The sequence below is a fragment of the Aggregatibacter kilianii genome, assembly GCF_003130255.1.
Taxonomy (GTDB): Bacteria; Pseudomonadota; Gammaproteobacteria; order Enterobacterales; family Pasteurellaceae; genus Aggregatibacter; species Aggregatibacter kilianii.
In genome coordinates, this window is sequence record NZ_NRCN01000001.1 from 1,872,506 (window position 1) to 1,896,206 (window position 23,701).

Annotated in this window: 18 protein-coding genes; 10 read left to right on the forward strand and 8 right to left on the reverse strand. The window is 41.7% G+C overall.

What is annotated here, in order from left to right; genetic code table 11:
* Positions 1 to 55 precede the first annotated feature (55 nt).
* The 5 genes from cdd to potA all read right to left on the reverse strand — a co-directional run bounded on the left by cdd (position 56) and on the right by potA (position 5,031).
* On the reverse strand, positions 56 to 952 hold the full coding sequence (gene cdd / locus DK428_RS08735; protein ID WP_109065179.1) for a cytidine deaminase: 897 nt from the start codon (positions 950 to 952) through the stop codon (positions 56 to 58).
* Positions 953 to 1,067: 115 nt separating this feature from the next.
* Positions 1,068 to 2,165, reverse strand: a complete 1,098-nt coding sequence (locus tag DK428_RS08740; RefSeq protein WP_162616595.1) for an extracellular solute-binding protein — start codon at positions 2,163 to 2,165, stop codon at positions 1,068 to 1,070.
* Between the two features lie 130 nt (positions 2,166 to 2,295).
* Positions 2,296 to 3,069: a spermidine/putrescine ABC transporter permease PotC gene (gene potC, locus DK428_RS08745; RefSeq protein ID WP_109065181.1), complete on the reverse strand. Its 774-nt coding sequence runs from the start codon at positions 3,067 to 3,069 to the stop codon at positions 2,296 to 2,298.
* Positions 3,069 to 3,929 (reverse strand): spermidine/putrescine ABC transporter permease PotB, encoded by an 861-nt coding sequence (gene potB / locus DK428_RS08750; RefSeq protein ID WP_109065182.1) that lies wholly within the window; start codon positions 3,927 to 3,929, stop codon positions 3,069 to 3,071. The genes potC and potB overlap by 1 nt, the downstream gene beginning before the upstream one ends.
* Positions 3,913 to 5,031, reverse strand: a complete 1,119-nt coding sequence (potA, locus tag DK428_RS08755; RefSeq protein ID WP_109428567.1) for a spermidine/putrescine ABC transporter ATP-binding protein PotA — start codon at positions 5,029 to 5,031, stop codon at positions 3,913 to 3,915. Before potA ends, potB begins: the two co-directional genes overlap by 17 nt.
* 267 nt (positions 5,032 to 5,298) lie before the next feature.
* Between potA and pepT the strand changes: the two genes are divergently transcribed.
* The gene (gene pepT / locus DK428_RS08760; RefSeq protein WP_109065184.1) at positions 5,299 to 6,540 is read left to right on the forward strand and encodes a peptidase T; all 1,242 of its coding nucleotides are present in this window, start codon (positions 5,299 to 5,301) and stop codon (positions 6,538 to 6,540) included.
* 176 nt (positions 6,541 to 6,716) lie between these two features.
* Here the strand turns inward: pepT and DK428_RS08765 are convergent, their stop codons facing one another.
* From DK428_RS08765 to DK428_RS08775, 3 genes are all read right to left on the reverse strand, one after another.
* Positions 6,717 to 7,061 (reverse strand): YgiW/YdeI family stress tolerance OB fold protein, encoded by a 345-nt coding sequence (locus tag DK428_RS08765; protein WP_109065185.1) that lies wholly within the window; start codon positions 7,059 to 7,061, stop codon positions 6,717 to 6,719.
* Positions 7,062 to 7,348: 287 nt separating this feature from the next.
* Entirely contained in the window at positions 7,349 to 10,000 is a 2,652-nt protein-coding gene (locus DK428_RS08770) for a PqiB family protein (protein WP_109065186.1), read from the reverse strand.
* Complete coding sequence (locus DK428_RS08775) at positions 9,966 to 11,246, reverse strand: paraquat-inducible protein A (protein ID WP_109065187.1); 1,281 nt, start codon at positions 11,244 to 11,246, stop codon at positions 9,966 to 9,968. Before DK428_RS08775 ends, DK428_RS08770 begins: the two co-directional genes overlap by 35 nt.
* Before the next feature lie 214 nt (positions 11,247 to 11,460).
* Here DK428_RS08775 and proQ point away from each other — a divergent pair, with 214 nt between their 5' ends.
* The 9 genes from proQ (at position 11,461) to sucD (ending at position 23,695) form a co-directional block, all read left to right on the forward strand.
* Positions 11,461 to 12,087, forward strand: coding sequence for an RNA chaperone ProQ (proQ, locus tag DK428_RS08780; RefSeq protein ID WP_157952198.1), 627 nt, complete (start codon positions 11,461 to 11,463; stop codon positions 12,085 to 12,087).
* Positions 12,088 to 12,155: 68 nt separating this feature from the next.
* Positions 12,156 to 14,213, forward strand: a complete 2,058-nt coding sequence (gene prc / locus DK428_RS08785) for a carboxy terminal-processing peptidase (RefSeq protein WP_109065189.1) — start codon at positions 12,156 to 12,158, stop codon at positions 14,211 to 14,213.
* 84 nt (positions 14,214 to 14,297) lie between these two features.
* Complete coding sequence (locus DK428_RS08790) at positions 14,298 to 15,818, forward strand: L,D-transpeptidase family protein (RefSeq protein WP_109065190.1); 1,521 nt, start codon at positions 14,298 to 14,300, stop codon at positions 15,816 to 15,818.
* Positions 15,819 to 15,888: 70 nt separating this feature from the next.
* Complete coding sequence (mepK, locus tag DK428_RS08795; protein WP_109065191.1) at positions 15,889 to 16,449, forward strand: peptidoglycan L,D-endopeptidase MepK; 561 nt, start codon at positions 15,889 to 15,891, stop codon at positions 16,447 to 16,449.
* 68 nt (positions 16,450 to 16,517) lie between these two features.
* Positions 16,518 to 17,156, forward strand: a complete 639-nt coding sequence (locus DK428_RS08800) for an MBL fold metallo-hydrolase (RefSeq protein ID WP_005702723.1) — start codon at positions 16,518 to 16,520, stop codon at positions 17,154 to 17,156.
* A gap of 244 nt (positions 17,157 to 17,400) precedes the next feature.
* The gene (gene sucA / locus DK428_RS08805) at positions 17,401 to 20,205 is read left to right on the forward strand and encodes a 2-oxoglutarate dehydrogenase E1 component (protein ID WP_109065192.1); all 2,805 of its coding nucleotides are present in this window, start codon (positions 17,401 to 17,403) and stop codon (positions 20,203 to 20,205) included.
* A gap of 131 nt (positions 20,206 to 20,336) precedes the next feature.
* A complete protein-coding gene (odhB, locus tag DK428_RS08810) occupies positions 20,337 to 21,542 on the forward strand; it encodes a 2-oxoglutarate dehydrogenase complex dihydrolipoyllysine-residue succinyltransferase (protein ID WP_109065193.1) in 1,206 nt (401 codons plus the stop codon).
* Between the two features lie 93 nt (positions 21,543 to 21,635).
* A complete protein-coding gene (gene sucC, locus DK428_RS08815) occupies positions 21,636 to 22,805 on the forward strand; it encodes an ADP-forming succinate--CoA ligase subunit beta (protein ID WP_109065194.1) in 1,170 nt (389 codons plus the stop codon).
* A gap of 11 nt (positions 22,806 to 22,816) precedes the next feature.
* Positions 22,817 to 23,695 (forward strand): succinate--CoA ligase subunit alpha, encoded by an 879-nt coding sequence (sucD, locus tag DK428_RS08820; RefSeq protein WP_109059412.1) that lies wholly within the window; start codon positions 22,817 to 22,819, stop codon positions 23,693 to 23,695.
* Positions 23,696 to 23,701 lie beyond the last annotated feature (6 nt).

Below are 23,701 nucleotides of genomic sequence, written 5' to 3' on the forward strand. Positions count from 1 at the left end.
CCGCACTTTGAGAAATCAAGTGCGGTCATTTTTTTCGGTGTTTTATCAGATAGCGTTAGATCGCAATATACTCCAATTTCACATTCGTCAATGTACCAAGCAGTTCTTCCGCCATGGCTTTATAGCTAAGTGATGCAGATTTTTCTACCATCACCACCCGTGCAATATTTTGCACTTCTTCGCCACTTAATATGAGATGATTTAGCGCCACCTGTAATGCCGGCAGGCTTGGATTAAACGCCGCATTTTCAGCATAGCTTCCATGATAAATTTGTCGATCTTGCGTTTGAATTGCGACGCCGTTGCAGGTATTGGAATATGGAGCATGGGCTTGATTAGCCATTGCAAGTGCCTGTGCTGTCACTGGGTCTTCTGTGTTTAACGTAAGTTGATTATCATGCTGATCCAATAGATGCAAGTGAATATTCAGATTTTTTGGACCGAAAGCGTCGGGCAAATACTGATGTAATAAATTATGTTGACTGTGTGGCAAATGAATTTGTAGCTTGTCTGCGCCATTGAGTTCATTCATAAATTGACGGCAATGACCGCAGGGGGTGTAGTTGACGGTGATGTCAGTGATTTGTTTTTCACCACGCATCCAAGCATGGCTAATAGCGCTTTGTTCCGCGTGAATGGTTTGTTGAATATCGGTCCTACTAAATTCTTGGTTGGCGCCGAAGTAAAAATTTCCGCTTACGCCTGTGGTAATCGCGCCGACATTAAAGTTTGAAATTGGTGTAGTGGCATACCAGGCTGCAATAGGCAGTAGCGCGAGAGCCAGTTGTTGTACTGTTAACTGATATTTATTACAAAGATGTTGAACGACAAAGTGCGGTAAGAATCCGACGAATTTTTGTTCTTTTAAAATATGCCAAACGTCTTGGGCTAATTCATTGGGATTAATATGGTGTAGAGCATGTTGAATTTTATCTGAAATATGAATTGACATGGCAATCTCCTTTTATTTTCGATAATCGTGTCCTTATCTTAGCATTTTAGATAAAAAAAGTGCGGTCAATATTTTAGATAAATTTTCGACCGCACTTTGCATTTATTTAAATCGATTATTTTGCCGCTTTCAGTTCTTGGTAATATTGTTCATAATATTGAATAGCATCACCTACATCATCTTGCCAATGGCTTTTTTGTAGTATTTCAGCCGGTGGATAAATCGCCGGATCTTCGGTGATTTCTTTTGGCAGTACTTTTTTCGCTTCAAGGTTAGCCGTTGGATAGCCGATAGCTAAGGTTAATTTTTCCGCGGCTTTCGCACCTAACAGATAGTTAATAAGTTTATGTGCGCCTGCAGGGTTTTTAGAGGTAGATGTAATTGCAAGGTTATCTACCCAAAGCACGGGGCCTTCTTTTGGGAACACCATGTTTAAAGGCGCTTGTTCTTTTTTCGCAATACGCACAGAGCCGTTCCATAATTGACCGACTTCCACTTCACCGGAAATGAAAGAGTTTGCCGGGTTGTCGGAATTAAAAGAAAGAACATTTGGACGTAATTTCAATAATTCTTCGTAAGCCTGTTTGATAATCGCCGGATCTTGGGTATTTGGATCTTGGCCTAGTTTTAACAACGCGATGTTGAATACTTCACGTGCATCATCAAGCAACTGTACTTTGTTGGCGTATTCCGGTTTCCATAAATCTCCCCAAGAGGTGAATTCAGAACCTTTGTAGGTATTGGTATTGAAAGCAATACCCGGTGCACCTAATAATTGCGGAAGGGAATATTTATTGCCTTTGTCGTAAGCTTTATTTAACCAGTCCGGATCAAGTTCTTTGATCACCGGCAATTGGTTGTGATCTAACTCGGCTAACATACCTTCACGTGCCATTTTGGCCACAAAATAGTTAGTTGGGGCAATTACGTCATAGCCACCGGAGGCTCCTTGGGTTTTTAATTTTGCATACATTGTCTCGTTTGATTCAAGACTTGACACAATCACTTTAATACCGGTTTCTTTGGTGAAATCGTCTAAAAGACCGTCCGGTACATATTCAGTCCATGTGTAAAGATACACGGTATCATTTGCGGGCGCTTCGGCTTTAGGGGCTTCCGGCGTGGTTTGCGCTTGTTTGTTTTCTTTATCGTTACAACCGGTAAGTGCAACTGCGATCATACTTGCGGTAAATAAACCAGCAAATTTTTTCATTTTTGTTTGTTCTCCGTAAAAGAGGTGAAAAAAAACCACCTGCATGAAATACAGGTATAAAAAAACGCCTTGATTGTGCGTCAAGGCGTATTGTATGTGCTATTAAATTATTTGTGAAGCATTATTATGACTAGATGTCTTTGTGTTTTCTGCCGATAAATTGGCTGGCAACAACAAGTAATAATGAAAGCACAATCATGATGGTTGCAAGCGCGTTTACTTCCGGCGTAACCCCGGTTTTCACCAAGGAGAAAATACGCAACGGTAGGATTTCATAGCTTACACCACTCACAAAAGAGGACACTACAACATCGTCCAGTGAAATGGTGAAACTTAATAACCAACCGGAAACCACCGCAGGCAAGGCGAGCGGAAGAATGATTTTGCGTAAAATGGTTATTTCACTTGCCCCTAAATCTTTCGCCGCTTCTAACATTCTTGCGTCAAAGCCGTTTAGGCGGGAGAAGATGGTTACCGTCACATAAGGCAAACAGAAGGTCACATGGGCTAATAATAAGGACCAGAAGCCTAATGAAATGCCAACAACCATGAACAAGGCAAGTAAAGACACTGCCATGACGATATCCGGCGACATCATTACGATAAATAACATTCCACTCACAGCTTGTTTACCGCGGAAACGGTAGCGATAAAGCGCAATTGCTGTTAAACCGCCAACAATAGTGGCAAGCGTAGCTGCAAAGAAAGCAATCGTTACGGAATGAATAGCTGCTTGAATTAAGGTGTCGTTGTTAAATAAACGTTCATACCAGTTCCAGCTGAAACCCTTCCAACTTAAACCATAACGGTCTTCGTTGAAGGAGTTAGTTACTAAAATGATGATTGGGATATACAAATAAGCGTACACCACAAACATAAAAATATTACGTAGTAAACGGCTCATTATTCCAACTCCATTTTTTTGTTTAGCAATTTATTTGCACGATAGTAAACGAAAATCAACAATGCCATTAAAATGGTTAAACCGATACTGATTGCCGAACCAAATGGCCAGTTACGGGAAATCAAGAATTCGCTCTTGATCACGTTACCCACTAACAATACTTTCGCACCACCAAGTAAGTCGGCTACATAGAACATGCCCATTGCAGGTAGCAATACCAACAAGCAACCGGCAACAATGCCCGGCATAGTCAATGGAAGAATCACACGGAAGAAACGCTGAACTGCATTTGCGCCTAAGTCTTTTGCGGCTTCTAATAAACGTCCATCAAGTTTTTCGATCGCGGAATAGAGCGGTAGAATCATAAATGGTAACAGCAAATAGACTAAACCGATGATGACCGCCACTTCAGTGTTCAGAATGCGAATCGGTTCACTCAAAATCCCCATATCCATCAACATGGTATTCAACACACCTTTTACACCAAGGAATACTTTCATACCATAAATACGAATAAGGGAGTTAGTCCAGAATGGCAATACCACAAGGAATAACAAGAGCGGTCGATATTTCGGATGAATTTTGTTAACCATAAAAGCGAACGGATAGCCGATCAGCAAACAAATAATGGTGGCAATGCCCGACATATACAATGAGTTCCACACCACCTGCGCATAAAGCGGATTAAACAGGTTGATGTAGTTATCAAAGTTAAATGGCAAAGCATAGAAGTTGCTACCATCTCGGGTTAAAAAACTTACGACTAATACCAATAAGTTTGGAATTAGCACAAAGAAGATTAGCCAACCGAAGATAATCGCAACAGTAATTTTCTGAAATTTATTATTGATTATCTTCATCGTTGAGTACGACCTCCCAACCTTCGTGCCATGTAATGCCTACACGTTGACCGATACTGTGATCCATATCCGGATCATCTTCGTTAAAGAATTCGCTAACCAATACGCGTTTACCGTTGTGTTCGAATTCTACGGTGGATTCAAGGGTCATACCTTTGTAAGTGCGGTCAATAATGTGACCGATAATGGCTTTAGAATGCTCATGCTCATCCAATTCTTCAATCAGAATATCTTCAGGTCGCAACAGTACTTGAAGTTTTTGATCTTTTTCCACCGGAATATCCGTGTAAATACCACACACACGGCCTTCCACATTGGCAAGTACGGTATTGTCGGATTTGCGTTCGATGACGGTAGCATCAAACACGTTGATTTCGCCGATGAATCGCGCAACAAACAGGTTCGCCGGATCTTCATAAATTTCACGCGGGGAGCCGTCCTGTGCAATTTTTCCTTTACGCAACAACACAATACGATCGGACATCGTGATCGCTTCCTCTTGGTCGTGTGTCACGAAAATAAAGGTAATACCTAATTGGCGTTGCAACATTTTTAATTCTTGTTGCATTTTTTTACGTAATTTGTAATCCAACGCGGATAAGGATTCATCAAGCAATAATACTTTAGGCTTGTTTACTACTGCGCGGGCAATAGCGATACGTTGTTGTTGACCACCCGAAAGCTGGGTTGGTTTACGATCTGCCATCTCTTCCAACTGCACCATACGCAAGGCATCCAGAACGCGAGGTTTAATTTCGCTTTCTGCGACTTTTTGCATACGCAAACCGAAGGCGACATTCTCAAAAATCGTCATGTGTGGGAATAAGGCATAACTTTGGAATACGGTATTGATGTGGCGTTTTTCCGCAGGCACATTAGTGATATCTTCACCGTCCAAAATAATATGACCGGAATCTAATTCTTCAAGACCTGCAAGTAAGCGTAAAACGGTGGTTTTACCGCAACCGGAAGGGCCTAAAATAGTTAAGAATTCACCATTATTAATAGTTAGATTAAAATCTTTAAGAATGGTGTTGGTTCCGTATGATTTAGTAAGAGAACGAAGCTCAATAATTGGCTTGTTTTGAACTGGATTTTCCACTAGCTTTGGTTTTCTCCCTAATTTCACCAAATAAGTTGGTACTGAGTAGAAATAAAAACCTGCAAAATCATGCAGGGGCGACTTAAAATAGGAGCTAATGATATAGTGATCGGGGCATAATGAAAAGTAATTAATAGTGATTTTTAATAAAAACTAGAATATTTGTTATATATCAAGGAACTGGCTACGTTTTACCGCTAGACTAAATGCGATTTTTTTCATGTATTTTGGGGAAAGCAAAATAGATAAAAATAAGGGAGGAAAATTATGCAAGATTTACTATCTAAAGAACCGGTTTTGGAACGTTTTTTTAATTATGTTGCTTATGATACTCAATCTAAACTAGGTGCAAAAAACTCACCTAGCTCTTCAGGTCAACTTACCCTTGCTAAACACTTACAACAAGAACTTGTGGCGTTGGGATTACAAGACATTGTGTTGAGTAAACATTGTGTTCTCACGGCATTTTTACCTTCTAATGTGGATTTAAACGCGCCCACTATCGGCCTCATTTCGCATTTAGATACCTCGCCTGATTGTAGCAGCAAAAACGTACAGCCTGAAGTTATCGAAAATTATCGTGGCGGTGACATTGCTTTAGGTATCGGCGAAGAATTTATCAGCCCTGTCTATTATCCTTTTTTGCATCAGCTCATTGGCAAAACCTTGATTGTAACTGATGGAAATACTTTATTGGGTGCTGATAACAAATCCGGAATAGCGGAAATTATGACTGCACTTTATCGCTTAAAAACGGAAAATTTACCTCATTGCAATATTCGTATTGCATTTACACCTGATGAAGAAATCGGTCTCGGTATGCAATTTTTTCCTTTCGATGATTTTCCGTGTGATTGGGCTTATACAATTGATGGTGGCACGGTGGGGGAGCTGGAATACGAAAACTTTAATGCCGCCTCCGCCAAAGTGACTTTTTACGGACGCAATATTCACACCGGTTCGGCAAAAAATAAAATGATTAACGCATTAGCCTTGGCTTGTGAGTTTCAGCAATCTTTCCCGCAGGCAGAAACCCCCGAAAACACTGAGCAACGGGAAGGTTTTTTTCATTTAAATCATTTTTTGGGAGAGATTGAGAAAGCGGAGCTACATTATCTTATTCGGGATTTTGATGCGATCGAATTTGAAAAACGTAAACAATTTATCCGCGATTTAGTAGATCAATTTAATGAACAAAAACGTTTACCAAAACCGATTGAGCTAGAACTTACCGATAGCTATAAAAATATGTACGAGGCAGTAAAACAAGTACCTCAATCTATCGAATTGGCGGATCTCGCCATGAAACAATGCGGGATTACACCGAGTCATAAACTCATTCGAGGTGGCACCGATGGCGCCTGGTTAGCAGAAAAAGGGTTGGCTTGCCCGAATATTTTTACCGGCGGATATAACTTTCACAGTAAGCATGAATTGATTACGCTTGAAGGCATGAAAGACGCGGTGAATGTGATTGTGAAGCTGGTAGAGTTAGTGATGAGAAAATAACTGCATAAAAAATGCCGCCAAAAACGACCGCACTTTTGCACTTCTATTTTGCAGAGCAGATATCAAGCTGTCCTTGCGAAAATCGATTTGTTGGAGTGGTTCTGCTGTATTATATGTAAGACTTTCATTCGGCACGCGCCCGAAGACGCGTGCGATTTTGGGGAATATAAAAAAGATTAGTTGATTTTTTGTATCTGATATACGTCAATGGTCGTTGCTTCAGCAAACTCTTTATCCACGGAACCGTGAATACGAACGCGATCATTTGGTGTGACATTCACGCCGAACCAAGCACGATCTTCTACATCTACTTTAATTTCACCGCTGTTGTCACGGAAAATGAATTCATCATCATCGATTTGACGAATAAAGTAACCTTCTAACGTTACCGGCGTGTTATCGTACTGTTTTTTTGCCGTTTGCACATTGGTGATGTAATTTCCAGCGTTGGTGTCTTGGAAACCTGCAAAGGCAGAGGAAGATAACGCAAGTAATGTTGCTAATGTAATTATTTTTTTCATAGAAACCTTCTAAATAATGGATAGTTGTCAGGTGAAATCACAGATGTTTCTTTCAACCTTGGAATGTTATGCATTATAGATAGGATTTCTTAAAAAATTCTTAAATTTTCTTAAGTTTATTTGTTTTACAAAAGTTTTACATTGGACAAAACGCTATCAACAATAATCGTCGGTTTGACTAATAATGTCATCACCTTATCGGCTCGCTAAGTCCCTCATGATGGCTCGTCAAGAAACACGAGCCATTATTCTCATTGTAATTTTCTAAAGTGCGGTCGTTTTTCCCATCAATTTTTTGCTGACGGTAATGCACCCTGATTCCATTTTTGTGCACCTTCCGGACGTTTGATTTGTAGCAAGAAATGTTGATTTGCTTTTGCTTGTCCGTGTACCACCGTGCCGGATGGGGTAGAGAAGGAAATGCCGCCTTTTAACAGTTCTTGTACGCTACCGGTATTAAATTGTGCACCGGACCAACTAAGGTTGAAATCATAGCCGGAGGAGATCCAGAATTCGGAGTTTTGGCGCACCAAATGTTGATATTTCGAGGCGATAAGAATGTTGATAAATACTCGGTCGCCCAAGAAGTTCAATTCTAAGTTTTTAATTGTGCCGACTTCTACACCTCGATACATAATCGGTGATCCGGCTGTGATGTTTTGTGCATCGTTGGTTTCTAGAACAAGTGGCAACCCGTTGGTATATTTGATGCTATTACTGACGGATTGGCTTAGGGTAAATTGTGTTTTGCTTTTACCGGATCCGACTTCCACGTCAATGTAAGGTTGTAACAGGCTATCGATATTTTCAATGCCACCTGCGGAAATTTGTGGTGAAATCACTTTAAAGCGCGATCCTTCTTTGGCAATGAGCGCCATATAATTTGGATTAATTAAGGCCTTGCTGATGATTTTGTTATTTTTTTGGTCGAGCTGAATACTATCGATTTCACCAATGTTTAACCCAAGATAACGTAATGCCATGCCTTTGCTAAGGTTGGTGGCATCATCTGCGATTAACGTGATTTGTTGGCCGGCAGATTTCGCCCGTAATTCATTTGGGTAAAGGGTGTGATTATTTTTACCGCCACTGTTATCAAAGCTGATTGCCCCCTTTAGAGAACGAGCGACAGGAGTGGCCTGAATACTAATGCCTTTTGGCGTAATATCAATTTGTGCAGCGCTTTCCACCCAGAAGAGGCTTTTTTCCGTTAATAAATGCTGATATTTCGGATAAATAAACACATCTACCGCAAAGTTTTGCGTTTGCGGACGGATATCTAAAATTTTCCCGACTTCATACTGACGATAAAGCACCAAGGAGCCTTTGCTAATACTTGGTAGATTAGTGGTATTTAAGGTGATTGTCGGCTTAGGTTGAGCATCAGTAATGCCGGCTTCTGCGTTGCTTAAATTACTGTAAAGCGGATAAGTGTCTTTAGGCTTGCTTTGTGCGTTGCCTGCGACCACGCGAATGCCGCCTTGTAGCCATTTTTCCGGTGTGGCGGTTTCAAAACGCAAACCGTCAATGCCGATACTGACATCAAAATTAGAAGCAGCAATAAAGAGCGTGTCGCCATGAATTAAATGACGATATTCTCCGGCTATGGCCACTTTAAATTTCACATTATCGGTATCTACATGCTGCTCCACAATTTCACCAATTTGAATGTTGTTATAAATCAGCGGTTGCCCTTCGCTAACGCCGTAGGTTTCCGGTGCCGTGAGATTGAGTACCAAGGTATTAGGTTGTTTTAGTAACAGTTCGCTTTCTTTAATAACATCAAACGCCATTCTGTTGTCGCCTGACCCCGGTAATACTTCAAAATATTTTCCACGCAACAGTTTTTGTACATCGGTTAAATCACCGAGTCCCGGCTTTTTCATGCGTAGCACAATGTTGGAGTTGGCTTTAAATAAATTGGTAAGGTTTGGATCTATGAGCAATGAACCACTTAAAATTTCATCGTTATTTTCCACCGCACTTAGTTTCGATAAGACGCCGATTTCCGTATTTTGGAAGTACACACGGGTTTTGCCTTCTTCTAATCCTGCGGTGTTTGGAATGTTCACTTGAATATTGATACCACGCTTGGCCGTTTCTAAATTAGAATAAAGGGTATATTTCTCATTCATTTCGGCGTTTGGGCTTTCGTTTGGTGAGTCAAAGGCAACGGCGCCTTGCACCACGGAGTTTAAACTATCCATGTTTACATTTAAGCCGGAAACACCAATGTTGGCAGTAATGCCACTGATGTTCCAAAAGTGGCTGTCTTTTTTCACGAATTTGGCATAAGGTTTGTCAATGACCACATCAATTTCGACTTTTTTGCCATCTTCGGTGAAATGATAGTCATAGATTTTACCTACCGGCATTTTTTTATAATAGATAGATGCGCCAATGGAAATTGAACCCAAGTCCTCAGAAACCAAATGAATTAATAAATCGCCGGGATTAAGTTGTGCAATTGGGCCTTCCGTTTCCGCAGTGAATTCATGTTTGGTATCGCCATTGCCCGGTTGTAAAGTAATATAGTTACCGGAAACCAACGCATCCAGACCGGAAATTCCGGCTAAAGAAGCGCTTGGCTTAACCAACCAAAATTTAGTGTTTTGACGGAGTACGCTTTTGGCTTCAGGATAAATATTAGCGACGACATCTACTTTTTGTAAGTTATCGGTGAAATTCACTTTTTTCACCACACCGATCTGCAATCCTTGATAACGAATCTGGGTTTTACCCGCTATAATCCCATTACCATTGGAAAAACTAATCCGAACACTAATGCCTTGCTCTTGCACAATTTGGAAGAACAAAATAGCGCCGATACAAAGGGCAATGAACGGAAGTAACCAAAAGGGTGAAATTCGTTTATTTTGACGAATTTGTGCCGATACGTCGGTTTCATGAGTTGGTGTGTTTTGCTTGTTGTTTGTCATATATTTCCCAAATTAAGCGGCTATCAAATTGTTCCGCTGCAATCATTGTTAAAAATACCGTTGCACCGAAATAAAACGCTGCCGTACCTACAGAAAAATCAATAATTTGTCCGCGTGTAACCAAGGACATCATTAATGCCAATACGAATAAATCTAACATAGACCAACGTCCGACGAAATGCACGATATGTAATAAGCGCATTTGCCAACGGATGGAATGTTTGAGTTTGAAATGTACGCAAATGAGCAAATATAACATAATCAGTACTTTGCCAATCGGCACAAAAATACTGGCGGTGAACACAATAAAGGCGATGAAATAGCTCCCCATCTCCATAAAGCTTATTACACCCGACATTAATGTATCTTCGCTAGGCGTACCGTTTAAATAAACCACTGACATTGGTAATAAATTGGCGGGGAATAGCATGATTATCCCGGCAAGTAACAGTGCCCAGGTGCGTTGCAATTTAATAGAGGGGGGAATATCTATTTGTGAAAAACAACGGGGGCAAATCTCCCGCCCCTTGCGATCCGATAGCGGATTGATAAAACTGTACTGGCAGGAATGGCAATAACGCAAGCTCTCAGTTCGAGTCAGTTCATTAACGACTTTGCTTTGCGGGTAAAAATCGTTCCATACTTCGTTAGGATTAATTTTAATAAATAATAACGTGGTTAAAAGTGCGGTGAAAACGAATGCAATTAAATAGATATCCACTTCGAGTGTAGCGTATTCACGCACTTTAAACATACTCACGCCTAGCGCAACCAAGTAAACATCAAACATCACCCAGGGCTTGATATACCCGAGAGAAATCAGCAAATTGCGCGGCTTGATTTTCATCATTTTTGATAGCTGCAATAAAATTACCAATAGCGCAAAGGCAATCGGCATAAATACGGCGCAAATAAAGATTAAGAATGCCGTATAAGAAAATCCTTGAGTAGCCATTTTCCACACGCCCAACCAGACTGATGCATTAATTTTTTCGCCAAGTAAATCAATGCTAAGAAGCGGATAGGTTAAGGCAAAAGGCATTAAAATCAATATTGAAAGGGCGATAATGGAGCAACGTTTTAAGCTCCAACGACTGGTGGCATATAAGACATTATGACAGCGCGGACAAACGGCGCTTTGCCCTTGTTGTAAGGCGGAAATTCTAACCACCGCATTACAACCTCCGCAACGCATTATGCGGTAAAAATTGGCGTTGGCAAAATTTACGGATGAATTTGCTGTCATTAATTATGTTACCTAAGTATAAAAGAGGCCGTATTCTATACCGTATTTTAGATTTTTTGTACAACTTTACATAACTTAAACATAAAAAGTGCGGTCATTTTGGCAAGAATTTATTATTTATTGAGAGGTAAATCGATTATTAATTGTCATTTTTTCTGAAATTAAGCTAAACTATGGCAAGTTTTTCTACTTAAAATCTATGCAGGATTTCGTAATGACAGAAGTGCAAAAATTAGCTAATAACAAAGAGATTATTGCTTATTTGGCGGAAAAATTTCCGCTATGTTTTTCTATTGAAGGGGAAGCAAAACCATTAAAAATCGGTTTGTTTCAAGATCTCAGCGAGGCCTTAAAAGATGATGAGCGCGTCAGTAAAACCCAATTGCGCCAAGCCTTGCGTCAATATACCTCAAACTGGCGTTATTTACATGGCTGTAAAGCCGGAGCGGTGCGTGTAGATCTGGAGGGGAACCCTGCCGGTGAGTTGGAGCAAGAACATATCGAACACGCTGCACAACAATTAGCTGAAGCCAAAGCGGCAGTCGCTCAAAAACGGGTGACTGAAAAAGCAGCCAAAGGCGATGCTGAGAAAAAACGCCCGTCTCGTCATCATAAGCGTACTGATAAACAAGGCGAAAAGCCTGCCCGCAAACCGCGCAAACCGAAAGTGGCGCTAACTAGCATTGATATGGCAACATTACAAAAAGGCCAACAGGTTAAAGTGAAGGTAGGGGAACGTGCACAAAACGCCGTAGTTTTAGCGTTTTCTAGTGACACGGCCCGTGTCGAATTGGACAACGGCTTAGTGGTAAACATTACAGCAGATCGTTTATTTGCCTAACTTGAATTTTAATGAAGTTATCTTATCGGATAACTTTATTTTGTTGTGTATTTACTAGGAAAGTCTGAATGAAATTTACAAAAACGAAAAATTATTTGACCGCACTTGTGTTAGGAACCTTTGTTCTTGATGCCGGTGTTGTGGATGCGGTTCAACCAAAGTTAAAAGTAAGCGATCTTGTTACTTTGCAACCTTCTGAAGCAAATATGTTTGCGACTAAGCGTGCAACGACCCGTCTAACACAATCCCATTATCGTAAATTTCAACTTGACGATGAGTTTTCCGAAAAGATTTTTGATCGTTACCTTAAAGCACTCGATTTTAATCGTACGACTTTTTTGCAATCCGATGTTGATGAAATGCGTGCAAAATATGGCAAAAAAATTGATGACGAATTAAATGCCGGCACATTGGATATTGCTTTCAATATGTATGATTTAATGATGAAGCGCCGTTACGATCGTTACCGTTATGCGTTGTCTTTATTGGATAAAGAGCCAAATTTAAGTAGTGATGATCAAATTGAAATTGATCGTGAAAAAGCTGCTTGGCCAAAAACAGAAGCCGATGCCGAGAAATTATGGGAAGCGCGAGTTAAAAACGACATTATCAGTTTGAAGTTAAAAGATAAAAAATGGCCGGAAATTAAAGACAAATTGGTTAAACGTTACAATTTAGCCATTCGTCGTTTAACTCAAACCAAGGCAGATGATGTAGTGCAAACCTATTTAAACGCCTTTGCCCGCGAGATTGACCCCCATACCAGTTATTTGGCCCCCCGCACTGCAAAAAGCTTTAATGAAAGTATGAACCTTTCTTTAGAGGGTATCGGTGCCACATTGCAATCTGAAGATGATGAAACCAGTATTAAGTCTTTAGTCCCGGGTGCTCCTGCAGAACGCAGTAAAAAACTAAAAGCCGGGGATAAAATCGTCGGTGTAGGCCAAGAGAAAGGTGAGATTGAAGATGTTGTCGGTTGGCGTTTAGAAGATGTCGTTGACAAAATTAAAGGCAAAAAAGGCTCTAAAGTTCGCTTAGAAGTAGAACCGGCAAAAGGTGGAAAATCCCGTATTGTGACGCTGGTTCGAGACAAAATCCGTATTGAAGACCAAGCTGCTAAATTAACGATTGAAAAAGTTGATGGCGTGAATGTGGCCGTTATTAAAATTCCAAGTTTTTATCTTGGTTTAACGGATGATGTGAAGAAATTGCTTGTTGAAATGCAAACCAAAGATGTTTCTGCGTTAATTGTTGATTTGCGCGAAAACGGTGGTGGTGCTTTGACGGAGGCTGTAGGGTTAAGCGGTTTATTTATTAGCGATGGTCCTGTAGTACAAGTACGAGATGCTTATCAACGCATTCGTGTTCACGAAGATCCGGACAATGCTCAACAATATACAGGTCCGTTATTAGTGATGATTGATCGCTTTAGTGCGTCCGCTTCCGAAATTTTTGCGGCGGCGATTCAGGACTACAATCGTGGTATTATTATTGGTCAAAATACTTACGGTAAAGGTACGGTACAACAAAGTCGTTCATTAAACTTTGTGTATGATTTGGATCAAACCCCATTAGGTTTAATTCAATACACCATCCAAAAATTCTATCGGATTAACGGTGGCAGTACACAATTGAAAGGCGTGGCACCGGATATTACCTTCTCTAATGTCATCGATATGAAAGAATATGGCGAAGAGAAAGAAGATAACGCTTTACCTTGGGATAAAATTCCATCTGTGAATTATTCCGAAGTGGCAAAAGCGCGTGATTCAGTCGCCGAATTAACGAAAAGACATCGCGACAGAATAGCAAAAAATCCTGAATTTATTGCATTAAATGAAGATTTGAAGGTACGTGATGAACGTCGTGATCGTAAATTCTTATCGTTGAATTATGAAAAACGTAAAGCGGAAAACGATAAAGACGATGATAAACGTTTGAAAGATTTAAATGCCCGCTTTAAACGTGAAGGCAAGAAACCGTTGAAAGACATTAATGATTTGCCTAAAGATTATGAAGCACCGGATTTCTTCTTAAAAGAAGCGGCGGCTATTGCGGTAGATGCGGTAAAATTTAGCGGAGAAAAAACGGAGATAAAAGAAGTGAATAAATCTGCGAATAAGTAAACGTTTTATTTTTAGACCGCACTTTTAAAAGTGCGGTCGTTTTTGCGTAAATTTTCAAGAAGATGAATTAAGGAACTATTATTTATGAGTACAAAGTTTTTTAAATTAGCAACATTGGCGTTAATGATATCGGTTCATGTAGGAAATGTTGCCGCTGAAGAGGTTAAACCTACGGCGCCTCAGGTTGCGGATAATACTGCTGAACAGCCTTTGCCGCAGCAGGAAGTCAATTTAACTACGCAACAGTTAGAATTGGAAAATAAAGCGGAAGAGGAGCGTCTGGCTGCCGAGAAAAAAGCGGAAGAAGAGCGTTTAGCTGCCGAAAAACAACAGCAAGCCGAGCTGGCTTTAGTTGAGCGTATCGGTGATACTCAGCTGCAATTTAAACCGCTTATTGCAAAAATTTACGCAGAGAATAACTTTTCTCCTCTTTGGACGGATGCTCAAGCCAAGCAACAATTTTTACATGATTATGCGCTTATGGTTGCCGCAGGGGTTTCTAAACGTTCTTCCGGCGCGTTGAATGCAGTGAGTGACTCCGTTGGCAAAGGGGAGTTAATTGAAGATATCATTTTAACCGATGCTTTTTTAGATTATTTGTATTATGCCAATAATGTGCAACGTTCAGCGCAAAAGTGGTTGTATTCGGAAAATAGTTATAAAGCAGGTAAGTTTGATGAAAACCAACTGTCCGCGTGGCTAAGTGCAGTCAAAAATAACGATAATTTGGCTTTCGTAAAAAACCTTTCCAGTGATAATCCTTTGTTTAAGCAAACCTTAGGTAAAGTGAAGGAGTTGATTGTAAAAGGTGTGGATAAAAATAAAATTACCGAGCTACATCGTTTGGCAATTAATGCACAACGTTTGCGAATTTTGCCGGTTTTCCAAAATGGTATTTTCGTGAATATTCCAAGTTATCAATTAACTTATTACCGCGATGGGGAAGTGGTATTAAATTCCCGCGTGATTGTCGGAAAATCAGAACGTAAAACACCGGTTATGTTTAGTCGTTTAAGTAATGTGGTTGTGAATCCGCCGTGGAATGCCCCAACCCGTTTAATTAACGAAGACATTATTCCGAAAGTACGAAAAGATCCGAGTTACATTTATCGTAATGGCTATACGATTATTGATGACAACGGCAATACAATCGATCCTTATACCATCGACTGGGAAAACATGACAGCGAAGAAATTCCCGTACCGTTTACGTCAGGCACCAAGCGACAATAGTGCTTTGGGTAACTATAAATTTAATATGCCTAGCACTGATGCCATTTACTTACATGACACACCAAAACGCAACTTATTTGGTAATAAAAAACGTGATTTAAGTTCCGGTTGTGTGCGTGTGGAAAAATCCGATCAACTGGCGACAATTTTGTTGAAAGAGGCAGGTTGGAGCGATGAACGAAAACAAAGTGTGTTGAAAAGTCGAAAAACCACATCAGCCAGTATTAAATCCGATAATCCGGTCTTTTTATATTATGTCACCGCATGGGTTGATAAAGATCAAGTTCATACTTTGCCGGATATTTACGGTTATGACAAAGCCCCGAATTTGAGCTATATTGACTGGGATGTTTTAAAGCAATATGTTCAGTAATTATGGGTTGAACTAAGTTTGGCGGAATCAGTCAAAAACAACGATTTGTAACAATATTTAGGAATAAAAGATGAGTAATATTAACCATGGCCGTCGTAAGTGGTTATCGCTAGGAGGAATTGTGTTGGGCGCAGCATTATTGCCTGATACAGTGTTAGCAGCGGTTTCAACACCAAGACCGCGAATGTTGAGTTTTCGCAACATCAATACCGGGGAAAAATTAAGTGCCGAATTTGCCCTTGGTCGTGGTTTCAGTGCCAATACGTTACGACTTCTTGATCATTTCCTACGTGATAAACGTACCAATCAGGTACATAAAATGGATCCACAGTTGTTTACAAAATTCTATCGGGTTCAGCAACAGTTAGGTTTGCGCAACACCGAAATTCAAATTATTTGTGGTTATCGCTCTGCCGCCAGTAACGCTGCAATGCACCGTCGTAGTCGTGGTGTGGCAAGCAATAGCTATCATATTCGTGGTCAGGCCATTGATTTCCGGATTGATGGTGTACCATTAGCAAAATTGCGTGATGCGGTACAATCTCTGCAAGATGGTGGAGTAGGTTATTATCCACGCAGTAATTTTGTTCACATGGACACCGGTCCGGTTCGTACATGGAATGGCAGCTAGTGAAAAATAGTCAAATTTTGAACCGCACTTTGTTGCGGTTTTTTTATACAAGGTAACAGGGAGAGACGATGAATATTGAAATTATTCCGGTGACGGCATTTCAGCAAAATTGTTCATTAATTTGGGATGAGAATAACAATGCTGCTATTATTGATCCGGGTGGTGAGGCCGATAAACTCATTAAGCGTATTGAAGAATTAGGATTGAATTTACAGGTGATTTTGCTTACGCACGGCCATTTGGATCATGTCGGCGCGGCAGAAAAGTTGAAGCAACATTTCAATGTGCAAATTTTAGGTTCAAATTCCAAAGACGATTATTGGTTTAAAAGCCTGCCGCAACAATCGGAAAAGTTCGGTACCTTATTTGAAGTGGCTGCTTTTGAACCTGATCGTTGGTTGGATCAGGAAGGGGAAGTGTTAACGATAGGCGATTTTACCTTTGAAGTATTACATTTGCCCGGCCATACGCCTGGCCATATCGGTTTTATCGAGCATCAAAAACGCATCGCTTTTACCGGTGATGTATTATTCAAAAGCGGCATTGGTCGTACGGATTTTCCTGGCGGAAGCTATGAAGAGATTATTGCGTCTATTCGTGAAAAGTTATATCCCTTGGGGGATGATATGATTATTGTTGCCGGTCATGGCCCTTACACTACGATTGGCACCGAAAAGCAAACAAATCCTTATGTAAAAGCGGAGTAATTGTTTTTTACAAATGAAGTGCGGTGAAAAAATACGGCATTTTTCCATTATAACATCGCGTTTGTTCACTGCACTTGTAGCCAAAAAGGAGATAAAAAGTTATTTTTTTGTAAAAATTCAAATCTGGATCACAGTATGGATTTTATTTCTCAGGCATAATGTGTCCCTCTCTGAAGAGTAGAACTCTTCTATGTTTATCTATCGTCACGTTGTTTGTTAGCGTATTAATTTAAAGGTGGTATGTATGCAGCATTCTTTACAGGAATTGCTCACCTCTAGTGCATTAGGTGGAGCGAATCAGTCTTATATTGAGGATCTTTATGAACGCTATCTTGAAGACCCGAAAAGCGTGGATGCCAGTTGGCAGGCGATTTTCGAAACGTTGCCAAAATCCACCGCACCTGAGCAACCCCATTCGACAGTACGCGATTATTTCCGTCGTTTAGCGCGAGAAAATCATGGGCAGAGCGTTACCGTGATTGACCCGGAAGCGAGTGCGAAATTAGTCAAAGTTTTACAGTTCATTAACGCATACCGTTCTCGTGGCTACATTGAAGCCACACTTGACCCCCTCAATTATTACCGTTGGAAAACTTCCTCTGTACCTGAATTAGATTATCATCAACATGGATTAACCGACGCCGATTTGGATGAAAGTTTCAATATTGACTATGCCGTTTATGGCAAAGAAAGCATTAAACTCAGTGATTTAGCCCGCGATTTGAAAGCAACCTATTGTGGTAACATTGGTCTCGAGTTTATGCACATTCATGATATGGAACAGCGTAATTGGTTGCAAAGCAAACAAGAAAAATGGATTGAACAGCCGCTTTTCAGTAAAGACGAAAAAATCAATTTGCTGAAAGAATTAACGGCGGCGGACGGTTTAGAGCGTTATTTAGGGGCGAAATTCCCGGGAGCCAAGCGTTTCTCTTTGGAAGGAAGCGATGCGTTTATTCCGATGATGAAAGAGATCATCCGCCACGCCAGCCGTAACGGTATGGATGATGTGGTGTTGGGGATGGCACATCGTGGTCGTCTAAATATGTTAGTCAACGTCTTCGGTAAACGTCCGAGCGAATTATTTGATGAGTTTGCCGGTAAACATGCTGATAACAAGCGCACCGGCGATGTGAAATATCACCAAGGTTTCTCCTCCGATTTTGCGGTAGATGATAAAAAAGTGCATCTGACACTTGCTTTTAACCCGTCTCACTTGGAAATTGTGAGCCCGGTCGTTATTGGTTCCGTACGTGCGAGACAAACCCGTAAACAAGATAAAGAACATAACAAAGTGTTAGCAATTACCGTACATGGCGATTCTGCGGTAACAGGTCAGGGTATCGTGCAAGAAACACTGAATATGTCCAATGCTCGCGGTTATAAGGTGGGCGGTACGATTCGTATTGTGATCAACAACCAAATCGGTTTCACGACCTCTAACCCGAACGATACCCGTTCTACCGAATTTTGTACTGACATTGCGAAAATGATTCAAGCGCCAATTATTCACGTGAACGGCGATGATCCGGAGGCAGTTGCGTTTGCCGCCCGAATGGCGGTGGAATATCGTGCTGTCTTTAAACGGGATATTTTCATTGATTTAATTTCTTATCGTCGTCATGGCCACAACGAAGCTGATGAACCATTAGCTACCCAGCCGATGATGTATGGCATTATCAAAAAACACCCGACACCGCCGAAGGTGTACGCCAATCGTTTAATTCAAGAAGGCGTGATTACTGAAGAAGATGCCACTGAAATCTCCAATTTGTACCGTGATGCTTTAGATAACGGTGAATGTGTTGTGCCGGAATGGCGCCCAATGGATATGGCAAAAGTGGATTGGTTGCAATATCTTAACTACGATTGGACAACACCATATGAAAGCCATTTCCCAATTAAGCGTTTTAAAACGTTGGCAAAACGGGTGTCTCAATATCCTGATTATGTGCAGCCGCATCCGCGTGTCGAAAAAATCTATGCGGATCGTATGGAAATGGCAAAAGGCAAGAAACCATTAGACTGGGGAATGGCCGAAACTATGGCATATGCCAGCTTATTAGATGAAGGCACTCATGTGCGTTTATCCGGTGAAGACGCGGGTCGAGGCACATTTTTCCATCGTCATGCTGTGGTGCATAATCAAAAAGACGGTACCGGCTATGTGCCATTAACCCAATTGCACGCCAATCAAGGTCGCTTTGAGGTATGGGATTCCGTATTGACGGAAGAAGGCGTGTTGGCTTTTGAATATGGTTATGCCACAACGGATCCGAAAACCCTTACCATTTGGGAAGCGCAATTCGGCGATTTCGCCAACGGTGCTCAAATCGTCATTGACCAATTTATCAGTTCAGGCGAACAAAAGTGGGGAAGAATGTGCGGCTTGGTCATGTTGCTTCCGCACGGCTATGAAGGACAAGGGCCGGAACACTCTTCGGCCCGTTTGGAACGTTATTTACAACTTTGCGCGGAGCAAAATATGCAGGTGTGCATTCCGTCGACGCCGGCTCAGGTTTATCATATGTTACGTCGCCAAGCCATTCGTAAAATGCGTCGTCCATTAATTGGTATCTCGCCGAAATCCTTATTGCGTCATCCGTTAGCGGTGTCCAGTATGGAAGAATTGGTCAACGGAACGTTCCAAACGGTTATCGGTGAAATTGATGAACTTGATCCGAAAAAAGTGAAACGTGTCGTGATGTGTGCCGGTAAGGTATATTACGATTTATTGGAACAACGCCGTAAAAACGGGCAAACCAATGTCGCTATTATTCGTATTGAACAACTTTATCCGTTCCCACACGAAGACGTCAAAGCGGTGCTTGCCCCATATGCTCATGTAAAAGATGTGGTGTGGTGCCAAGAAGAGCCGTTAAATCAAGGTGCTTGGTATAGCAGCAAACATAACTTTGAAGCGGTGATTCCAACAAAAGCAAAATTAACTTACGCCGGCCGTCCGGCATCTGCGTCACCTGCGGTAGGTTATTTGTCTTTGCATACTAAACAGCAACAGCAATTGGTGGAAGATGCCTTAACGCTTTAATAACGAAATGACGTAAGGTGCGGTGGATTTTAAAACTGTTTTTTCCGTTAAAAAACGTCTTGAAAAACGACCGCACTTTAAGTGCAATAAATTGATACTTAGCGAAATGAATACACAAAAGGAATAAAATCATGACTATTGAAATTCTCGTGCCGGATTTGCCCGAGTCAGTTGCCGATGCCACCGTTGCCACTTGGCATAAAAAAGCAGGGGATGCGGTGAAACGTGATGAAGTGATTGTGGAAATTGAAACCGACAAAGTGGTGCTTGAAGTGCCGGCGCAAGCGGATGGCATTATTACCGAAATTTTGCAAGGTGAGGGTGCTACTGTCGTGAGCAAACAATTGCTCGGTACGTTGGAGGATTCTGTTTCAGCAGCTGCTGCAGCAATGGAAAAAACGGCAGAACCGACCCCGGCGGATCGTCGTACCGAAGTGCCGGATGAGCCTCATACCTCTGATGTGTTAAGCCCGGGAGTTCGCCGTTTATTGGCGGAACATGATGTACAAGCCACTGAGGTGAAAGGGACTGGCGTGGGCGGTCGTATCACCCGTGAAGACGTCGAAGCGGTTATTGCAAAACGTGCCGCTGCTGTGAAACCGGTAGAAAATACCGTCAGCACCGTCTCTTATGCCGCCCGCAGCGAAAAACGCGTGCCGATGACCCGTTTGCGTAAACGCATTGCAGAACGTTTGTTGGAAGCCAAAAATAACACTGCCATGTTAACCACATTCAATGAAGTGGATATGCAACCGATTATGAGTTTGCGTAAACAATATGGTGAAAAATTTGAAAAACAACATGGCGTACGTTTGGGTTTTATGTCTTTCTACATTAAAGCTGTAGTGGAAGCCTTAAAACGTTATCCGGAAGTGAATGCCTCCATTGACGGTGATGACGTGGTTTATCACAACTATTTTGACGTAAGTATTGCCGTTTCTACGCCTCGCGGTTTGGTGACGCCGGTATTGCGTGATTGTGACAAACTTTCTATGGCGGAAATTGAAAAATCTATTAAGGCGTTGGCAGAAAAAGGCCGTGATGGCAAATTGACCGTGGAAGATTTAACCGGCGGTAACTTTACGATCACTAACGGCGGTGTGTTCGGTTCCTTAATGTCCACGCCAATCATCAACCCGCCGCAAAGTGCGATTTTGGGTATGCACGCCATTAAAGATCGTCCGGTGGCTATTGATGGCCAAGTGGTGATTCGTCCAATGATGTACCTGGCGCTAAGCTATGATCACCGTTTAATTGACGGCCGCGAATCTGTGGGTTTCTTGGTAACAGTCAAAGAATTGTTGGAAGATCCAACCAGATTATTGTTAGAAATTTAAAAGAGAAGAACCGCTTGTTTGTAAGACAGGCGGTTCTTTATTGTCTCGAGACAAGTTATTACGCAAATTAGTGCATTTAACCAAGGATTTTTTATGAATCTACATGAATATCAAAGTAAGCAACTTTTTGTCGAATACCAATTGCCTGTCAGCAAAGGGATTGCTTGTTCAACAGCAGACGAAGCAGCAGACGCCATTAAGCATCTGGACGGTGACGGATGGGTTATCAAATGTCAAGTGCATGCAGGAGGACGTGGCAAAGCGGGCGGTGTGAAACTCGTGCGCAATGAAGCGGAAGTGAGAGAATTTGCCAATAAATGGTTGGGACAGCGCTTGGTAACTTTCCAATCTGATGCCAATGGTCAGCCGGTAAATACCATTTATGTAGAGGAAAAAGCACAAATTGAACGTGAGTTGTACTTAGGTGCCGTATTGGATCGCGCTTCGCAACGTGTGGTCTTCATGGTGTCCACCGAAGGTGGCATTAACATTGAAGAAGTCGCTGAAAAAACACCGCACTTATTACATAAAATGGCGATTGACCCGCTGACCGGCGGCATGCCGTATCAAGGTCGTGAGCTTGCGTTCAAATTAGGTTTAAAAGGCGAGCAGGTTAAACAATTTGTATATCTTTTCACTCAAATGGCAAAAATGTTCGTAGAAAAAGATTTGTCTTTATTAGAAGTGAATCCGCTTGTGGTCACAAAAGAGGGCAATCTCCTTTGTTTAGATGCCAAAATTGTGGTGGATAGCAATGCGCTATATCGCCAACCTGCGTTAGCCGCAATGCAAGATCCAAGTCAAGACGATCCGCGTGAAGCCTTGGCTGAAAGTTTCCAACTCAACTATGTGGCATTAGACGGTAATATTGGTTGCATGGTAAACGGCGCCGGGCTTGCTATGGGCACGATGGATATTGTGAAGCTACACGGCGGTCAACCTGCGAACTTCTTGGATGTAGGTGGCGGCGCAACCAAAGAACGCGTTGCAGAAGCCTTCAAAATCATTCTTTCCGATAAAAATGTGAAAGCGGTGCTCGTCAATATTTTCGGCGGTATCGTGCGTTGTGATCTCATTGCAGAAGGGATTATCGCGGCAGTAAATGAAGTGGGTGTGAACGTGCCGGTTGTGGTGCGTTTAGAAGGTAATAACGCGCCATTAGGGCGTGAAATTTTAGCGAACAGCGGTTTGAATATTATTGCGGCGCAAACCTTAACGGATGCAGCGGTAGAGTCTGTGAAAGCGGCAAATGGTCATGCGTAAGGAGTAAAAAAATGTCAATTTTAATTAATAAAGATACAAAGGTCATTTGCCAAGGTTTCACTGGTGGTCAAGGTACATTTCATTCCGAACAGGCATTAGCTTACGGAACAAAATTAGTTGGCGGTGTTTCTCCAAATAAAGGCGGCACAACCCATTTAGGCTTACCGGTTTTCAATACGGTACGCGAAGCGGTAGAAGCTACCGGTGCCACCGCAACGGTAATTTATGTGCCTGCGCCAGGTTGTAAAGATGCCATTTTAGAAGCCATTGATGCAGGCATTAAATTGATTGTTTGTATTACCGAAGGCATCCCAACTCTTGATATGTTGGTGGTAAAACAACGTTTAAATCAAACCGGTGTACGCATGATTGGACCAAACTGCCCTGGCGTGATTACACCGGAAGAATGCAAAATCGGTATTATGCCTGGCCATATTCATAAAAAAGGTAAAATCGGTATCGTTTCCCGTTCCGGCACCTTGACTTATGAAGCGGTGAAACAAACCACAGACGAAGGCTTTGGTCAATCTACATGTGTTGGTATCGGCGGTGACCCAATTCCGGGTTCTAGTTTTGTAGATATTTTGAAATTATTCCAAGACGATCCGCAAACCGAAGCGATTGTGATGATTGGTGAAATCGGCGGTTCGGCAGAGGAAGAAGCGGCGGCGTTCATTAAAGAGCATGTGACCAAACCTGTTGTAAGCTACATCGCAGGTGTTACCGCACCTAAAGGTAAGCGTATGGGACACGCCGGTGCTATCATTAGTGGCGGTAAAGGCACTGCCGATGAGAAATTCGCAGCCCTTGAAGCTGCCGGTGTAAAAACTGTCAGAAGTTTAGCACAAATCGGCTCAGCATTGAGAGAAGTATTGAATAAGTCATTTTAAAGAAAT

Coding starts and splice junctions, on each gene's coding strand:
- sucD (WP_109059412.1), top strand. CDS start 22,817: ATGTCAATTTTAATTAATAAAGATACAAAGGTCATTTGCCAAGGTTTC.
- prc (WP_109065189.1), top strand. CDS start 12,156: ATGAAATTTACAAAAACGAAAAATTATTTGACCGCACTTGTGTTAGGA.
- potC (WP_109065181.1), bottom strand. CDS start 3,069: ATGAGCCGTTTACTACGTAATATTTTTATGTTTGTGGTGTACGCTTAT.
- DK428_RS08790 (WP_109065190.1), top strand. CDS start 14,298: ATGAGTACAAAGTTTTTTAAATTAGCAACATTGGCGTTAATGATATCG.
- mepK (WP_109065191.1), top strand. CDS start 15,889: ATGAGTAATATTAACCATGGCCGTCGTAAGTGGTTATCGCTAGGAGGA.
- DK428_RS08800 (WP_005702723.1), top strand. CDS start 16,518: ATGAATATTGAAATTATTCCGGTGACGGCATTTCAGCAAAATTGTTCA.
- DK428_RS08740 (WP_162616595.1), bottom strand. CDS start 2,165: ATGAAAAAATTTGCTGGTTTATTTACCGCAAGTATGATCGCAGTTGCA.
- cdd (WP_109065179.1), bottom strand. CDS start 952: ATGTCAATTCATATTTCAGATAAAATTCAACATGCTCTACACCATATT.
- sucA (WP_109065192.1), top strand. CDS start 17,401: ATGCAGCATTCTTTACAGGAATTGCTCACCTCTAGTGCATTAGGTGGA.
- odhB (WP_109065193.1), top strand. CDS start 20,337: ATGACTATTGAAATTCTCGTGCCGGATTTGCCCGAGTCAGTTGCCGAT.
- sucC (WP_109065194.1), top strand. CDS start 21,636: ATGAATCTACATGAATATCAAAGTAAGCAACTTTTTGTCGAATACCAA.
- pepT (WP_109065184.1), top strand. CDS start 5,299: ATGCAAGATTTACTATCTAAAGAACCGGTTTTGGAACGTTTTTTTAAT.
- DK428_RS08765 (WP_109065185.1), bottom strand. CDS start 7,061: ATGAAAAAAATAATTACATTAGCAACATTACTTGCGTTATCTTCCTCT.
- DK428_RS08775 (WP_109065187.1), bottom strand. CDS start 11,246: ATGACAGCAAATTCATCCGTAAATTTTGCCAACGCCAATTTTTACCGC.
- proQ (WP_157952198.1), top strand. CDS start 11,461: ATGACAGAAGTGCAAAAATTAGCTAATAACAAAGAGATTATTGCTTAT.
- DK428_RS08770 (WP_109065186.1), bottom strand. CDS start 10,000: ATGACAAACAACAAGCAAAACACACCAACTCATGAAACCGACGTATCG.
- potB (WP_109065182.1), bottom strand. CDS start 3,929: ATGAAGATAATCAATAATAAATTTCAGAAAATTACTGTTGCGATTATC.